Origin of the sequence: Prosthecobacter dejongeii, assembly GCF_014203045.1 — a bacterium.
Classification (GTDB): Bacteria; Verrucomicrobiota; Verrucomicrobiia; order Verrucomicrobiales; family Verrucomicrobiaceae; genus Prosthecobacter; species Prosthecobacter dejongeii.
In genome coordinates, this window is the sequence record NZ_JACHIF010000006.1 from 116,645 (window position 1) to 133,628 (window position 16,984).

Sequence of the window (16,984 nt, forward strand, 5' to 3'; positions counted from 1 at the left end):
TTTAACAGCCTAACGGAAGAGACGTTGCTCTGTAAAGTGCCGATGTGCTGGGGAGAAGATGCGGTTTCAAAGAAAGGCCAATAAGGCTAAAAACCCCATCGCGAGCCAATCTCTCAGGCCTAGGCGATCGGCATCGCCGGTGAAGCGCAGCAGCTTAAAAACCGCCCCGGTAGGGCAGCCGTATTTGCAATAGGCAAGAGGCGTGAAGAGCGATGCAGCGAGGCCCACCAAAGCGATGGCGATGCTGGCCCCGCCTGCCACGCGGAAGACATAGGCGTCAAAGGGCTCCAAGTCATTCAGATCCACACCCCAGCCCACCACCACGCTGAGGAGGACAAAGGCCAGCAATAAAAAGGGCAAGCGAGTGAGCACGGCCTCTAACCGGGCTGGGATGCGCCATTGCCATGGCAGTCGCCTCGCCAGGAGCTGCTGCAGTGCCCCATGCGGGCAGATGTGGTGGCAGTAGAGTTGCTTGCTGGTAAAGACGGGCCCCAGCAGGGCCACCACGCCTAACAGGAGCAAGCCCGGGGCGCTGCGCCAGGGCGTGCCATGGGCTGCCCAGCCCACCAGCAGCCCCTGCGATAAAAGCTCCCCCGCGATGAAGCCGCCATAGATCATCAGGAGAAAATGATGCGTGTGCCTGGCCCAGGCCCGGCCCCGCAGGCGGGTGAAGGCCATGACGAAGGCAGCGAGGATGATCACCCCATGTCCGCCATCCTGCCAGCGCCACTGCATGCGACGTAGCCAGCCGGTAGGGCGCTCCTCCAGCAGACTTTGGGCCCGACGCTTCAGCCCTTCGGCCATGGACCAACTGGTTTCCGTAGCGCCAGAAACGCCCTCGATTTTTTCCTTTTCGAAATCCATCTCCGCCAGGGCCTCTAGAGGGCGGTCATTGAAGAGATTCAGGAAGTAAGCGTCCCCCGTCACGTAAGCGACATAACGTTTGGTATCGTAACTGCGGCGCAGGGCGATCTTTTTCAGCACTTCGCCGCTGGCATCCAGCAGCATGAGTGTATCCGTCGGGCCTTTGTAGCCGACCAATGTATCCGTGACGGGGGAGGTGCGCACGGCCAGGGCGATGACCTGCCCGCCTGCATCCAGCACTTCGTGGCGGCCTGGATTCCTCGGCACCGGGCGCAGTGCATCGGCGGTTGGCAGCAGGGTATGCACCTCTGCCAGGGTGATATCCTCTGGAAAGCGCAGAGAAATGGCGGCGGTTTGGCCCATTTTGGTCATCACACCTTGGGCGATGGCGGTGCTGGTCAGCGTCGCTCCTGTGACCGTGTGCAAGGCGGGGGCGGCTCCTTCCTCTCGCCTATCTGTGAACTGTTTGAAAAACTTCCGATCGGCAATCACCTCGGCTAAATGGTCAGAGGTATCATGACTCTTAAGCACGCGCAGGCCGATGAGTTTCTTCTTCAGATCAAAGGCTAGTAAAGTGGTCGTGGGGCCGGAATAACCAATGATATGGTCAGACTCTGGCGCGGTCGTGGTGACAAAGCCCAGAGGCTTCTGGGTGGCATCTAGCACCTGCCGCCAGCCGCTGCTGGACGGGGCTTCGCTGAGGGTGGCTGCTTCGGGGAAAAAATCGCGCAGCCGCTCCGGCTTCAGCGCAGCCACGGCTACGTCCCGGTCCTGCTGCTCCACGGCCTGGCGAATGACCAGGACGGCCAGCACCAACAAGCCAATCCGCCAAAGACGAATCAGGTGGGGACGAAGGTGTGAAGAGGCCATGGTTAAAGAGATCAATGTGGCGGATCTGCGGCCTCGCAACAACTCTGCTGCCATGCCTTTTGCATGGTTAATGGATTCTCGCAGGTCAAAAAGGAATAAGGCTCCCAGCGAGGACTAAGTTCTGGGATACATCAGGCAAAAAAGAGTGTAAAATTCCAATACCGAATTATCCAATTCGTCTCTTTTATGCACGCTTGGACCTTACTTTATGCACGGGTTGCATCCTTGTTTTGTGTTGGGATTCTCTCTTGCAGTATGATTCTGGCCCAGGCTGAGTCGGACTCTTTGGGAGATCTCGACAAAGACGGGGTATTCACCGCCCACGATCTGGCCCGTCTGGTCGGCCATACGGCAGGGACCTCTTTGCTTGCTGAGACGCTGCTGCCTTTTGCCGATCTGAATCAGGATGGTGTGATCAATGATGCGGACCATGGCGAGCTGGTGAAACTGATCCTGGAAACCGCCACTCCTCAGTCCCTGCCGCTGGCACATGTGCGTTCCGCCTCGCCTCACAATGGCGCGGGTGGCGTGGCCGTGACACGGGAGACGATCCTGTATTTTTCCATGCCGCTGGCCTTGAATGCCGTGCTGGATACCACGCAGTTTTACGCGGAGTTTGGCGGGCGAAAGATCCTCGCACGGGTAGAGATCTCTTCAGACAAAAAGAAAGCCACTTTGTTTTACCAAGAGCCGCTGCCTTCGAATGCGCGCATTCACGTCACCTTTGCTCCCACAGGTCTCAACGATCTCATTGGCCGCCCGGTGGATGCCGATGGCGATGGCACCAGCGGGGGGAGCTACACCACCTCGTTTGATACGCTGAGCATCACTGGTCTGGCAGGCACTGCCATCACTGGCCGTGTCTTAGCCAGTGAATTGGGGGCGGGTGGGGCGGATGTGCCGCTGCAGGGCGTGACGGTGACCGTGGATGGTGCCGAGGAAACCCTGCGTGCGATCACGGATGCTCAGGGCAACTTCACGCTCACACCCTGCCCCGCAGGCAGCTTCTTTGTTCATGTGGATGGCCGTACCGCGCTGGTGAGCAATTACCCCAGTGGCGACTACTACCCGAATGTGGGCAAACGCTGGGACGCCCTCGCTGGCCGCATGGATAACCTTTCTGGCAACAGTGACGACACCGCCCGGGGCACCATCTACCTGCCAAAGATCATCGCAGGCAGCCTCAGTGCTGTGAGTCAGATGCAGGACACGCCGATTGATTTTCCTCCTAGCGTTCTGGCAGAGTACCCTAAACTGGAAGGCACCGAGCTGCTCGTGCCGGCGAACTCTTTGTTTGCTGATGATGGCACCCGTGGCGGTCAGGTAGGGCTAGCTCCGGTGGACCCCAATCGCCTGCCTAGCCCGCTGCCACCTGGGCTGGAGCTGCCCATGGTCATCACCATCCAGACGGATGGCGCGAGTAACTTTGACACACCCGTCCCAGTCTGTTTCCCGAATTTGCCAGATCCTGTGACCGGGCAAAAGCTACCTCCAGGGGCGAAGTCGGCGCTGTTTTCCTTCAATCATGACACGGGTGAGTGGGAAGTGGTGGGGCCGATGACGGTGACAGAGGACGGCAATTTTGTGAAAACCGATGACGGCGTGGGTGTGCTCCAGCCCGGCTGGCATGGCACAAATCCGAGTGCAGGCAGTGGAGGCCCGGCCGATCCAGGCTCGCCACCTGGGCAGCCGAATGGGCCTTCCGTCGGCAGTCCTGGCGCGCCAGATCTGCCACCTTGTGGGCCGGGTTTTAAAGACCCTCAGGATCTCCAGGAAGTGCAGCAAATGATCGCTGCCAATGCCACCAATGCAGGCATGGGCATCGGCGGTCGTCTCATCAAGATGCTGGGCGATATTCCCCGTGGAGCGAAAGAGCTTTTTAAATTTGGTAAAGGTGCCCGCAAGGAGTTCCAGGAGATGGACAAGATGGTGGCGGATGCTCATGCCTATCGGCTTTATCTGGAGGCTCTGCGAGACTTTTATGTGGAGTATGCGGATGGCATCGGCCCGGGCCGCCCACAGCCTCCCTGTGCGCCTGCCGTTCAGTCCGCCAGGGGCAAACGCACATCAGGTGCTTCCATCATGGCTGGTTCTGGCAATGCCCAGGTGGACAGCCTGGTGATGAGTTACGAGGCCCTGGCAGCCTCCATGTTGGCGCATTATCAGATCGAGCAACAAATCCAGGACATCTATGCCGGGAAGCCTGAAGGCTACATGCCAACGGTGCAGCAGCAGGTCATCATCACGGCGGCCAAGGCCCAGCTAAACGCCCACCTTGGCGGCCTCAGCGCGCATGAGTTTTATGAGCCGTTGTGGGCGCAGCTACGTCAAAAGCTAGCCACTGTGACCACCACGGGCATCTTCCCGATTCGCCAGCCAGAAAGTGCCTTTTTTGTCTTGGTGCGTGAGGACAATGGCCAGGTCGTGCAGCGTGGACGTACCTCCAGCGCCGGTGCATTGCCGAATCTCATCCTGGCGCCAGAGACGGATTTTGTGGTGCGCTTTTTCTACCCTTCCACCTTGGCTGTGGCGGAGACTTCCTTTACCAGCGGTCCCACCGGTAGCCAGTCCACTCTGCTCTTTCCGGGTATCTCAGCAGCCAATGGTGCCACAGTGGATCTGGACGGGGATGGCCTTTCCAATCTGGCCGAGTCAGTCATCGGCACGAATGCGGCCCAGGCAGATACGGACAATGACGGCATCCCTGATGGCACAGAAATCCGCCAGGGCAGCGACCCCGCCAGCGGTCTGGCCGCCAGCACGGGCATCGTGGCTAGCGTGCCCACCTCCGGCCCGGCGGTGGACGTGGCCTCCAGCAATAATTTGGTCGTCACCGCCAATGGCGCGGCGGGTATCAGCATCTTCAATGTGGCCACTGGGCTGAACCCCACACGGGTGGCGGATCTAGACACGCTAGGGGAAGCTTCCTCAGTCGCCATCTCTGGAACCACTGCTGTGGTGGCAGATGGGCTGACGGGCCTGGTCCTTGTGGATCTATCGGTCCTCAACAATGTCCGCATCGCCGCGCAAGTAAATCTCGGCAATGGGCAGCACAGTGCCCAGGTGGTGACGGTCAGCGGTCCCACGGCTTACGTTGCCATGAGCCATGGCACCATCGTCGCGGTGGACCTCGTCAGTCGCACCGTGCTGGAGCGCATCCCGCTGCCAGTGACCAGCGTCATCTATGATCTGGCCGTGTGGAGAGAGCATTTGTACGTCCTGCAACAAGGCCGGGTCACGTGCATCAACCTCACCAATTTAGGAGTGGGAGCAGTCATACCGCTGGTGGATCAAAGCATCACTGGTTGGAGGCCTCGCTTGTTTGCAGGTGAGGGCACGCTGTATGCCGTGCACAGCCGCGGCTTCCACTTGTTGGACACCGCCGCCAGTGAAAGCAATCCGCCCGTCCTGCAAAATTTCCTCACCAGCCAGGTCGCGTGGAAGCAACTCGTCAGCAATGGCTCGGGCCTGGCCCTCGTCGCCGTGGGGCCGAATTCGCCGCTGTCCGATCCGCATGATGTGGATGCTTACCAGCTCGGCAATGACGGCCGCCAGCCTGTTTTCAGCACCACCTTCCTGACTCCTGGCGTGGCCACCGCGCTTTCCATCTTCAATGGTATCGCCTATGTGGCAGATGCGGCCAGCGGACTGCAAGTGATGGCCTATCAGGCCTTTGATACTCTGGGGCAGGCCCCGACGGCTGCCCTCAGCTCCAACTTTACCCTCGACCAGACCGCTGGCACGGGTGTGGCGGAGTCTGGCAAGTTGATGCGCCTTTCCGCCGTCGTGGCGGATGATGTGCAGGTGCGCAATGTGGAGTTTTTCGTGGATGGAGCCTTAGTTTCGGTGGATGGAAACTACCCCTTTGAGCACCGCTTCCTCACCCCGAAGGCCACGGCCCAGCGCACTCAGTTTAAGGTGCGTGCGCGGGCAACGGACACGGGAGGCAATGCCACCCTAACTCGCGAATTTGTGGTGACCCTGGTGCCGGATACCACACCGCCTGTGGTCACCCGTGTGGGTCCTTCTGGCCTAACCGGAAAGGTGACCAGTGCGCTGGCCTTCATGAGCGAGGCCCTGGACCCTGCCACGGTGAATGAGACCACCTTTCTGGTCACTGAGGCCGGGCCAGATGATGTCTTTGGCAGCGGTGACGATGTGCCCGTGACGGCCTCTGCCGTGACTTTCCGGCCAGAGATCCAGGCGGCCTCCTTTACCGTTACAGGTGAGCTGCCACCGGGTGTTTACCAGGCTGTGCTCACCACCGGGGTGAAAGACCTTTCTAACAATGCGTTGGCGGCAGATCGTACCTGGCAGTTCAGTGTGGAGGGCGACCCCGTGTTCTGGACGGGCGGCAGCAGCGGCAACTGGAACAATGCAGCCAACTGGAACACGGGCGAAGTCCCTGGGCCTAACGACCTAGTCGTCATCAACGGGCCGCCGGAGCTAGAGGTAAATCTGGGCGGCTCCTATGTGCAGGCCCGCGTCATCACCACCCAGGGCGGCGCACGCCTGGTCGTGGCGGAGAACTCCGCCGTAGCCCTCGCCGGGGTGATTTTGGGCAGTGACCTTTTCGTGGGAGAACTCAGCAATGTCACCGTCATCGGCGGTCTGCGGCTGGAGAATGCGAACCTGGTTTTCCAAGATCAGACCGGAGCAAATACTCGTTACTTTACTTGCTATGGCAGTGCCACGGCGGTATCCGGAAACGGGGAAATTGTGTTTGGCACAGGTGGCCAGATTTATGCGGATATTCAGGGCATTCTGGAGGCAGGTATCACCGTACGGACGCGGGGTGATGCCTTTATCGCGACTCAAAGCTTCCTGAACTCCGTGGTGAACCAGGGCACCCTCATGACGGATGCCGCTGGTGCCCACTTGCGCCTCAGCAACCTCAATAACCAGGGCAGCATTTCTACGGCGCTTGGTCGCATCAGCCTGGTCCATACCTGGGTGAACAATGGTACGCTGCAAGTCAGCGCCGCCGGTCGTCTGGACTTCGGTGAGGGAGGTTACGCCTTTCCCCTCAGCGCCATCGGCACGCTGAATCGGACCGGGGGCCGTGTGGTCATCTCAGGCTATATGGATCTGGAAAATGGTACGTTGGCGCTCAATACCACGACGGGGAACTGGGAGCTTTTGGATGGCGAGATTCAAAACGGGAATCTCACCACGGCAGATGGGGCGACCTTGGTCGTCGATGGGATTTTTAACTCCAGGTTGCTCAACGTGGACATCCAGGGGCTGGTGACGGTGCAATCCGGCGCACAGCTGACGCTGATGGATGACTGGGCCAATCACGGCACCATCAACGGCACCAATTCGGTCATCCGTCTGGAAGGCGAATTTAGGCTCAACGAGATCGGCAACTACACCGGCACAGGCAATTCAGTGGAGATCACAGGCATCTTGGACAACGTCGGCCAAACTCTGATGCTGGATGCCCTGCCGAACTTCGTCCGTATCGGCAGCTCTGGCACCATCAAGGGTGGTATCATTTCCGGCTCTGCTCCCGTCAATGTACCGGCTGGGGCCGATTGGAAGCTGGATGGCGTGACGGTGAATCAGGATTTGCTCATTGGCTCCAGTGCCGTTCTCTACGTCACTCACGGCTTGGTGCTAAACAATGCCGATATCATCGCTGGTAGCACAGGGCCGGGGGGGCATTACAGCACTCCGTATTTTTACTTCTACGGCACCCAGTCCGTCTCAGGCAACGGGGCGTTTCAGTTCGATGGCGGCGCAGGCTTCCGGGGGCTGGAAATCAGCACGAATGACGGCTCCTTCGATGGAGGGCTGGACCCAGGGGTGCTGACTTTCGAGCCTAGCATCAGCTTCCACTTAGGCCACTACGCGGGTCTCCGGGCCTATGGCCAGACGGCCCATTTCATCTTCAAAGGCAGCCTCACTGCGAATGTGCCTATCCCGCCTGAGATTAACTATGCCACCGCCGTCTATATGACCGGACGCTTCACCAACGAAGGCAGCCTGACGGCGACGGCGGGGCACCTTTACTTCCAGGGCTACGCGGATCAGAATTGGACCAATCTGGGCACGGTGAACCTTTCCGGTTCAGGCATCCTCACGATGGGCGGAGACTTCACCCTGGCCCAACTCGGCACGGTGAACCGCGCGGGCGGCACGGTGAACCTCGCGGGCACGCTGGACAATACCGGAAAAACGCTGGCGCTGAATGCGGCCACCGGGTCCTGGAACATCCTCTCCGCTGGCAAAATCCTGGGTGGTGCAGTGACCACCGCGGATGGTTCCCTGCTGACGGTGGCCAAAAATGCGGTGGCCACCCTGGAGTCGGTGAACCTTCAGGGCACCGTGCAGGTGACGGAGGGCCAGTTGAGCCTCCATGGGGACTGGGTGAACAACGGCACCATCAATGCCACCGACAGCCGACTCGACTTCGGCGGTGAGTTCCGTCTCAGCGAGCTCGGCGTGATCAACCGCACGGGTGGTACACGTGCCATCACAGGCATCCTGGACAATACGGGCTTCACCTTTGTGCCGGATACTCCGGGGGCACCCTGGATCTTCCAGGGCGGCACGCTGAAAGGCGGCAGTCTGGCCAGCGCCGGGCCTCTGCTGACATCGAACAACTTCGACTGGACTCTCGATGGCGTCACCCTGGCCACGAACATCAACCAGCAAAGTGGCTTCCTGAAGGTGACGAACGGCCTATCCATGGGCAGCCACACGCTGACGCTGAACTCCAGCACGGTTTATTTTAACGGCACTCAGACGATCGCCGGAACAGGGGCGCGCATCATCCTGGCTGGGTCCATCTTCTCGGGCTCCTCGCTCAATGCCTACCCGGCAGATGTGTTCAATCCGGCACCGTCCACACTCACCTTCGGTGCAGGGCTCACCGTGGTGAGCCAAACCACCAGTTACCTCTACGGTTACTCGCCGCAGCAGGCCATCCTGAACCTCGGCACCATCCGTGCGGAGGTGGCCGATACCTTCTTTTACATCAGCGGTGCCTTTACCAACCAGGGTCAGCTTCAGCAAGTCAATGGTGGTCAGATCGTGATTCAACCCTGAGCCCTTTTTGTCGTCATGAAATCTGTCTTATTGTTTCTCGGCGTCATCGCCTCGTCTTTTGTGGGGCTTCAGGCCGCCACCTCAGTCGGCATCCTGGAGCCGGAACCTGCCGGGGCCAAAAACAGCCGCGTGCCTATCACCCTCACCTCGACGCTGCCGGATAGCGTGGTGGCCCTTCAGGCCGATGTGCAGTTCAATGCTTCCCTCTACACCGTTAGCGATGCCGAGGCTGTGCTGCAGCCTGCCGGAGTGAAGGTGGAATCCGCCGAGATCTCGCCGGGCCGCATGCGCGTGGTGGTGTATCACCGCAACAGCCAGGCAATGGGCGGCAACGTGCTTTTTGCCGTGCCACTGACGGCGAAGAATGGCGTGGTCTCCAATGATCCCATCCTGCTTACCGATCTCATCGTCGCGGGCCAGGGGGGCAATGCAGTGACGGCAGGCATCCTGCCGCGTGTGCGGCTCACGGGCCTGCGCGATGGGCAGAAGGTGAATGGTCGTCTGGGCATTGAGCTGACATCCACCGCCAGTGCCACGGACAGTGAGATCAGTTACGTGGAGTACTACGTGGGCGGTGTGCTGCTGGGGGAAGGGGAAGGGCCTAACTTCAAGTTCTTCTGGGAACCCGAAACCTCTGGGCCCTATGAGATCCGTGCCGTGGCCTATGATGAAAATGGTCTGCAATCCTCCACCCGCACCATCCCCATCATCGTCACCCACGTGGGCACCTATGACGGGCCCGTTTTGGGCACCTACGCGGGCCTGGTGCGCGCGCCTGCGTTCAACTTCGATCAAGAAGGCTACGTCAGCATGACCTCAACGGTGAAGGGGGCCTTCACGCTCAAGCTGCTCATGGGTGGCAAGACCCTTTCCGGCAAGGGGCAGTTTGATGCCTCGGGCAATGCCACCGTCTCCATCGTGCGGGGCAAAGGCATCACACCGCTCACTGTCGTGCTGGCCCATTCCAGTGATGCGCAGGTGGATCAAATCCATGGCCGTGTGGCCGATGGTTCCTTCGTGAACAATGCCTTTACCGGAAACACCTTCGAGTCGGAGTTTGTGGCGGATCGCCTCGTCTGGAATGCCAAGACCCTGCCTGCCATCCAGCGTGGTAGCTACACAGTGCTGCTGCCGACTGCTGAAGATGCCCTGATCCAGGGTGCCCCGCGCGGTACTGGCTTTGCCACCGCCACCGTCACTCCCGCAGGCACGGTGAGCGCCACGCTGAACCTTGCCGATGGCACCAAGATCACCGCCTCTAGCATGGTCTCCAAAGATGGGGCTTGGCCGCTCTATGCCTCGCTTTATAAAGCTCAGGGCGTCATCCTCGGTGAGATGATGTTTGATCCCATCACAGAGATCAGTGACGTGGATGGCCTGCTCACTTGGCTGCGTCCTGTGGATGCGAAGGCGCTGCTGTTTAAACCCGGCTTTCAAACAACAGTGGATGCTGTGGGCAGCCTATTTGTGAAACCGCAGGCCAATCAGCGACTGATCCCGCTGGCAAATCTGGGCAGCAATGCCTCCCTATTTCTCAGTGAGGGTGGTCTCCTGGGGCCGGTGGAAAATCGCACCACCTTTCTGGCCAGTAATAAGGCTCTGGTGCCTTTGCAGGATGCGCTGCGGCCCACCGTGCTCCCTGTAGCAGCCACGGGTCTGTTCTCCGGTGCCTTCTTCCATCCAGACACGCAAAAAAGTGTCAAATACCAGGGCGTTGTATTGCAAAAGCAACAGCTCTTTGGCGGCTACTTCCTGGCAGGCACTCATGGTGGGGATGTTTCTTTGGCCGCTAACGAAATGTTTTCCAACACCTTTGCTGGCCCCATTGGCACAGCTCCTCTTCCGGTGGTGAAAATTGTCTCGCCGAAAGCCAATGCCACGCTCGCCAGCGTGACAGGGGGAAGCGTGAGCGTCAGTGGCACAGCCGCAGATAAGCAAGGCATCTCCAGCGTGACCTACCAAATTTTGCATGATGGAGAACTCTCCGCACCTGCCACTGCCACAGGCACCACCTCTTGGAATTTTAATATCCCCGTGCCCGATGGCGAAGGCGGCCTCTACATCATCCATGTGAAGGCTGTGGATACGGTGGGCCATGAGAGCGAGGTGGTGACGACGCAGTTCTGGACGCCGCTGAAAAGTGCCTTGGCTGTGACCGTGAGCGGACCTGGCACGGTGACGAAGGGCTTTGAAGGCAGCACCGAGCGCGACGTGGGTAAACTGGTCACCCTCAGTGCCAAACCCAATGCAAAGAAACGCTTCCTGGGCTGGACGGGCAGCGTCACTTCTTCTTCGCTGAACATCACCATCCTGATGAAGGAAGGCACCACCTTGCAGGCCAATTTCGGAGATTGAAAAGATGAAACGCTTTTTGTTATTCCTGCTGCTGTGTGTGGCCTCTGTGCATGGTTCGGAGATCATCCAGGACTGGAACTATGTCTTCCTCCAGGCAGTACGGAAGGAGACGCCGCCGCCCTGTCTCGTGTCCAGAAATCTGCCCATCTTCCATCTTGCTATCCATCGTGCCGTGCAGAGCGCGATCAAAACTGGGATGGATGAGCCCATGCAGTGTCAGGCCGCGCACCATGCAGCCCGGGCGGTCTTCCTGCGCTTTTTCCCTTCTCAAGAAAAAATGGCGGAGCAGGTGGAAGCCAAGAAGCCCGAGGGCCAAATCTCCGATGCCTGCCGCAGCCTCGTGGCCGAGGCGGTGCAGCGAACCTTTGCAGAGCGTGAGAACGATGGCAGCGCGACCACGGTTCACTACGTGCCGAGTGACAAACCCGGCCAGTGGCGGCGCACCCCGCCTAACTTTCGTCCCCCAGAGTTCCCCCACTGGGGCAAGGTGAAGCCCTTCATGGTGGGAGACGTCGCGGAGTTCCGTGCGGCCGCTCCCCCGGCCCTGGACAGTGCCGCCTATGCGGAGGAGGTGAATCTTCTCAAAGATCTGGGCGGTAAAGTGAGCAGCAAACGCACCGCCGAGCAGACCCTCATCGCCAAGTTCTGGGCCGACTTCAGCTACACCAGCTCCCCTCCCGGCCACTGGAATGAGATCGCGCGTGAAGTGTCGTTAACCAAAAAGCTGAATGTGGCAGAAACCGCACGCATCTTTGCCACGCTCAATCTGGCCCTGGCCGATACCTGCATCACCATCTGGGACACCAAGTACCACTACAACTTCTGGCGGCCTGTCACCGCCATCCGCCGAGCGGATGAAGATGGCAATGAAGCGACGGTGGCCGATAAAAACTGGGAGCCGCTGCTGCGCACGCCGCCGCATCCAGAATATGTCAGCGGCCACTCCGGCATCAGCGGTGCGGCAGCCACCATCATGGAGCATTTTTTTGGCCGCGAGAACATTAGCTTTGAAGCTTCTAGTGATGACGTGAAGGACACCCGCCGCCGCTTCACTTCCTTCCAGGCCTGTGCGGAGGAGATCGCCCAGAGCCGCATCTACGGCGGCATCCATTACCCTGCCGCCGGTCGCGAAGGACTGAAGCTGGGGCGTAACATCGCTGAAAAGGTGCTGAAGACCTTCAAGGAATAAGGTGACCGAATCTGATGCCAGAGCTACGTCTTGCTCTGGTTATGCCGAAGAAGTAATGATGGTTAGGCGTACGCTTGCCGGACTTCGTCCGCGAGGATTTCCAGAGCTTCCTGCACGATGTGGGCGGGTTGACTGTACGTGAGGCGCAGGCACTCGTGCGGGTGTTTCCAGGCTTCATCCAGGCCAAAGGCAAAGTAGTGGCCAGGAATCACGAGCACCTTGCGCGCTTTCAGACGGCGGTAGAGTTCTGCGGCTGTGATGGGCAGGTCCTTGAGCCAAAGCCATAGGAAGAAGGCCCCTTCCTGCGCATGGAGTGCCCAGGGCAGGTTATCGCCCAGGGCCTGAGTCAGGGTGGCTTTGGCAAAGTCGGAGCGTTCTTTGTAAAACGGGCGGATGACTTCGCGGCCCAGGCGCAGCAGGGTGTCATCTTTCAGAAGCGGCCCCAGCAGGGCCTGGCCCACATTGCCATTCGCCAGAGAGACGATGGCGTTCATGTTGGACAGAGCTTTGACGATGGCCGGATCTGCCACCACCACGGAGGTGCGCACGCCGGGCAGGCCTACTTTTGACAGGCTGATGCTGAAGATCATGCCCGGCTCCCATTTGGGCCGGAAGCTGCCATGGATCACATCGGGGAAAGGATGACCGTAGGCATTGTCAATCATCAGCGGGATGCCGTGATGCCGGGCGAGATCACGCAATTGGTTAAACTCGGCCTCCGTCAGCACATTGCCCGTGGGGTTCGTCGGGCAGGAGACGCACATCGCCGCGATGTCCGGGGTGATTTTGAGCTGCTCAAAATCCACGTGGTATTTAAACTCACGCTCGCCCTGGGGGCTGATGATGGGACGATAAGCGATGAACTGGCCTTCGGTCAGGGCCTGGTTCGCATAGCCGATGTAGTCTGGCAGCAGAGGAAAGAGGATGCGCTTTTTTCCGGTCGGTGTGTCTCCAGCCAGGAGGTTAAAGAGCAGGAAAAAAGCGCTCTGGCTGCTGGGCATGACGGCGATGTTTTCTTTCGTCACGTCCCAGCCGCATTCGCGTTTGAGAAAGGTGGCGAAGACTTCACGGAAGAGAGGATTGCCCCCAGGTGGGTCGTAATTCAGCAGGGTGCGGTCCAGGCTGCCGTCAGCCAGCATGGCCTGCATCTGCTCACGCCACAGAGCCTGCACTGCTGGAATCGCCGCAGGCTGCCCGCCGCCCAGCATGCGCATGTCTGGAGTGATGGAAAGCGCCTCCCCCAGGTCATCCATCAGTTCTTGAATGCCGCAGGGCCCGGAGAGCCGCTGGCCGATGGAGGAGAAGTTAAACATGGGAAAGGGGTGGGGTTAGGGAAGTGAAGATGCTAAGCTAGCACACCACAGCATCACGCTTTCGTCACCCCTTCATTCTCCCTTTCTTTACTCCACATGCGTGCTGATCCAGCCGCGCAGGTCAAAGTCATCCGCCACCTTTTCCAACTGCCAACGGCCATCGGCATTCAGGCGAAAAGTACCGATCCATTTTTGATGCCAGGATTCAGGCTCGATCATGCTCAGATGGTGTTTTCCTTCTACCGCGTAGAGGTGATAGACTTCGCCGATCACCGGCTCGAAACCGAAGTGAGCTTCATAGATCAATTTGTTCCAATTGAAGGAATCAATCACCTGAAGATATTTTTCTCGCAGTTCGATGAGCTCTTGCTGCAGTTCTCTTTCTACCCGGGACACGCCTCGGCTTTTAAAGTTGGTGAGATCCTGCGGGATGATCTTGGCCCCCAGACGAGAGGTGGGATAATGCAGGAAATTTCCGCGTGGGGCGGTCTGCGCGAGGTCGGTTTCGATCGGGTCGTGGGCCATGGATTCGGGAGTGGTGACCTTGCATTACGCCAGCCGGGCGTTTGCGGTTTGGATTGAAAAGCATCTCTGGGGCCATTAGCGTGCACTCATGCGTCTGCGTCACGTCTTCCTTCTCAGCCTCGCAGCCTCTTTGAGTGCCTGCGTTTCCAGCATGCCCACGGCTGAAAAGCTGGATGAATTGGAACAAAAAATACGGGCGGAATACAGACAGGAATACGTGCTGTTAGAGGATCAGCGTCGCAGCGGGGCTCTGGATGCGGAAGGTTACCAGATCTCCAAAGCACGGCTGGATCAGCGGGTGCAAAACCGCGTGGATACCATGGCCTGGAGTCGTCACGCCCTGGTGCAGAGTGAGATGAAGGCAAATGCCATCCCTACGCCAGACAGTCCCCAGATCAATACGCCTCCCGGCGTCGGTTCCCTGCAAGGATCCGTGTATAACTCCACTCGCCAGAACGGCATCGGCAGTCAGGCCCTGGGAAATCTCGTCCGGGACATGTCCAGCGGCGGCGGTGCTGGGGGCCGCAATCCCGGTACGATGTATGACAATCCCTAACAGGTCGCTATGACGGATGACCGACTGGCAACGCTGGCTGCGGCAGAGGTGCGCCAAACTCTGCGTGGCCTGCCGGAGGATATCCGCGAGGCCGCTGCGGGCTGTGTGATCGAGCCCGTTTTCATGGCGGACTGCCTGGCTGCGGGAGAAGTCATTGAGGATGACATCCTGGGTCTGTTTGAAGGGAACTCGCGGGCCGACCCTGAACCTGAATTTCCTGGGCAATTGCCACGCATCCGTCTCTTTCTGGACAACCTCTGGGACTACACCGGCGGCAATCCGGAGCTGTATCGGGAAGAAGTGCGCGTGACCCTGCTGCATGAACTGGGGCATTACCTCGGCTTTGATGAAGCGCAGGTGGCGGCCTTGGGGCTGGCCTGAAGTCACGGCAATATGCAATCCGCGTTCGACTTTTTCCAGAAGTCAGTATCTTCACCACCCCATGTTTCGCGCTGCTCTTACCGATCGTCTCCAGGCTGCTTTCACCGCCGCTGGCATTGTTTTGCCAGAGGGTTTCCCCGTCTCGGTGGAACTCGCCTCAGACACCCGATTTGGTGACTACCAGAGCAATGCGGCCATGACGCTGGCCAAGCAACTGAAGACCAATCCGCGTGCCCTGGCTGAGCAGATCAAGGCCGCCTTTTCAGCCGATGAACTGTGCAGTGAGGTGAGTATCGCCGGGCCAGGCTTCCTGAACTTCCGCATCAGCCCCGCCGCGCTTTCGGCCAAGGTACAGGCCATCACCACGGGTACGTCTTGCGATGTCGTGCAGGTGGCGCAGCCCAAGACCATCGTCATTGATTTCAGCGCGCCGAACATCGCCAAGCCCATGCACGTGGGGCACATCCGCAGCACCTTCATCGGTGACTGCCTGGCCCGTGTCTCTCGTTTCGTTGGGCACAAGGTCATCACGGACAATCACGTGGGCGACTGGGGCACCCAGTTTGGCATGATCATTCACGGCTGGAAGACTCAGCTCGACCATGAGGCGCTGAAAAAGCACCCCATTCAGGAACTGGTGCGCACCTACAAACTCATCAACCAGAAGACCAAGGATGACGAGTCCGTGCTGACCCTGTGCAAAACGGAGCTGGTGAAACTGCAGCAGGGCGACGAGGAAAACCTGGCCATCTGGAAAGAATGCGTGCGGCTCACCCTCGTGCAGTTGGAAGAGGTGTATGGCACCCTGGACATCGAGTTTGATCATTACCTGGGCGAAAGTTTCTACAACGACGCGTTAGGACCTTTGGTGACGGATTTGCTCTCTCGCGGCATTGCCGTTTTGAGCGAAGGCGCGGCGGTGATCTTCAGCGAAGGCACGGCGGCCGTGGAGGATGATCCCTTCATGACGCGTGACCGTGAGACGAAGGAGTGGGTGCAGCTTCCGCTTATCATTCAGAAGTCCGATGGCGGTTTCCTCTATGGCACCACCGACCTCGCCACCATCAACTACCGTGTCCAGGAGTGGCAGGCGGATGAAATCTGGTATGTGGTGGGTGCGCCGCAGCAGCTTCACTTCCGTCAGGTCTTCGCCGCCGCTAAACGCATGGGCCACAGCACTGCGATGACCCACATCGCCTTTGGCAGCATCCTGGGACCGGATGGCAAGATGTTCAAAACCCGCAGTGGTGAAACCGTGGGCCTCCTCGAAGTCATCGAGGAAGCAATTGAGCGTGCTCGCGCGGCGGCTGAAGAGAAAGATCAAGGCCTCTCCGATGCGGAGAAGGACGAGATCGCCCGCATCATCGGCAGCGGCTCCGTCAAGTATGCCGAGCTGAGCCAGAATCGTCTCACCGATTATAAATTTAGCTGGGATAAGATGCTGTCTTTGCAGGGCAATACTGCGCCTTACCTCATCAATGCCTATGTGCGTACGCGCTCCATCTTCCGCAAGCTGGAGGGCAGTGCTGTCACGCTGACGCCTGAGATCGCACTCACTGAGCCTGCCGAAATCGCCCTGGCGATGAAGCTGGCCCAGTTCGCTGAGGCGACCCATGATGTGCTGGTGGATCACCGCCCGAATACGCTGGCTAACTACTTGTATGAACTGGCCAATACGTACCACAGCTTTTACGAAGCCTGTCACGTGCTGAACAGCACGGGCGTCGTTCGCAATACGCGTCTCACTTTGTGTGAGGCGACGAGTCGGGTGCTGAAGACCGGGCTCGGTTTGCTGGGGATCCAGACGACGGAGCGGATGTGATGGGGGAAAGCGGCGAGGGCGCCGCTGGCACCGGAGGCAAAGCGACGGGGGGCGTC

Annotated in this window: 9 protein-coding genes; 6 read left to right on the plus strand and 3 right to left on the minus strand. The window is 59.2% G+C overall.

From position 1 onward, the window contains the following. Nucleotides 1–66: 66 nt before the first annotated feature. Nucleotides 67–1,734: an FMN-binding protein gene (locus tag HNQ64_RS14845; RefSeq protein ID WP_184209961.1), complete on the minus strand. Its 1,668-nt coding sequence runs from the start codon at nucleotides 1,732–1,734 to the stop codon at nucleotides 67–69. 255 nt (nucleotides 1,735–1,989) lie between these two features. On the opposite strand from HNQ64_RS14845, the gene HNQ64_RS14850 reads away from it, so the two are divergent. The 3 genes from HNQ64_RS14850 to HNQ64_RS14860 are packed head-to-tail and all read left to right on the plus strand — an operon-like array spanning nucleotide 1,990 to nucleotide 12,331. Beyond that, nucleotides 1,990–8,787 (plus strand): Ig-like domain-containing protein, encoded by a 6,798-nt coding sequence (locus HNQ64_RS14850; protein ID WP_184209963.1) that lies wholly within the window; start codon nucleotides 1,990–1,992, stop codon nucleotides 8,785–8,787. Nucleotides 8,788–8,802: 15 nt separating this feature from the next. Further along, complete coding sequence (locus tag HNQ64_RS14855; protein ID WP_184209965.1) at nucleotides 8,803–11,142, plus strand: Ig-like domain-containing protein; 2,340 nt, start codon at nucleotides 8,803–8,805, stop codon at nucleotides 11,140–11,142. Nucleotides 11,143–11,146: 4 nt separating this feature from the next. Beyond that, nucleotides 11,147–12,331, plus strand: a complete 1,185-nt coding sequence (locus HNQ64_RS14860; protein WP_184209968.1) for a vanadium-dependent haloperoxidase — start codon at nucleotides 11,147–11,149, stop codon at nucleotides 12,329–12,331. A 62-nt stretch (nucleotides 12,332–12,393) separates the two neighbouring features. On the opposite strand, the gene HNQ64_RS14865 is transcribed toward HNQ64_RS14860, so the two are convergent. Together HNQ64_RS14865 and HNQ64_RS14870 are read right to left on the minus strand one after the other, a co-directional pair. Further along, nucleotides 12,394–13,644 carry a valine--pyruvate transaminase gene (locus HNQ64_RS14865; protein ID WP_184209970.1) on the minus strand — a complete coding sequence of 417 codons (1,251 nt, stop codon included), beginning with the start codon at nucleotides 13,642–13,644 and terminating at the stop codon, nucleotides 12,394–12,396. A gap of 87 nt (nucleotides 13,645–13,731) precedes the next feature. Further along, nucleotides 13,732–14,169, minus strand: coding sequence for a DUF2452 domain-containing protein (locus tag HNQ64_RS14870; protein WP_184209972.1), 438 nt, complete (start codon nucleotides 14,167–14,169; stop codon nucleotides 13,732–13,734). 88 nt (nucleotides 14,170–14,257) lie between these two features. On the opposite strand from HNQ64_RS14870, the gene HNQ64_RS14875 reads away from it, so the two are divergent. The 3 genes from HNQ64_RS14875 to argS all read left to right on the plus strand — a co-directional run bounded on the left by HNQ64_RS14875 (nucleotide 14,258) and on the right by argS (nucleotide 16,928). Continuing rightward, complete coding sequence (locus HNQ64_RS14875) at nucleotides 14,258–14,725, plus strand: hypothetical protein (protein ID WP_184209974.1); 468 nt, start codon at nucleotides 14,258–14,260, stop codon at nucleotides 14,723–14,725. 9 nt (nucleotides 14,726–14,734) lie between these two features. Then, a complete protein-coding gene (locus HNQ64_RS14880; protein ID WP_184209976.1) occupies nucleotides 14,735–15,106 on the plus strand; it encodes a metallopeptidase family protein in 372 nt (123 codons plus the stop codon). A 61-nt stretch (nucleotides 15,107–15,167) separates the two neighbouring features. Continuing rightward, on the plus strand, nucleotides 15,168–16,928 hold the full coding sequence (argS, locus tag HNQ64_RS14885; RefSeq protein WP_184209978.1) for an arginine--tRNA ligase: 1,761 nt from the start codon (nucleotides 15,168–15,170) through the stop codon (nucleotides 16,926–16,928). The last annotated feature ends 56 nt before the right edge of the window (nucleotides 16,929–16,984 follow it).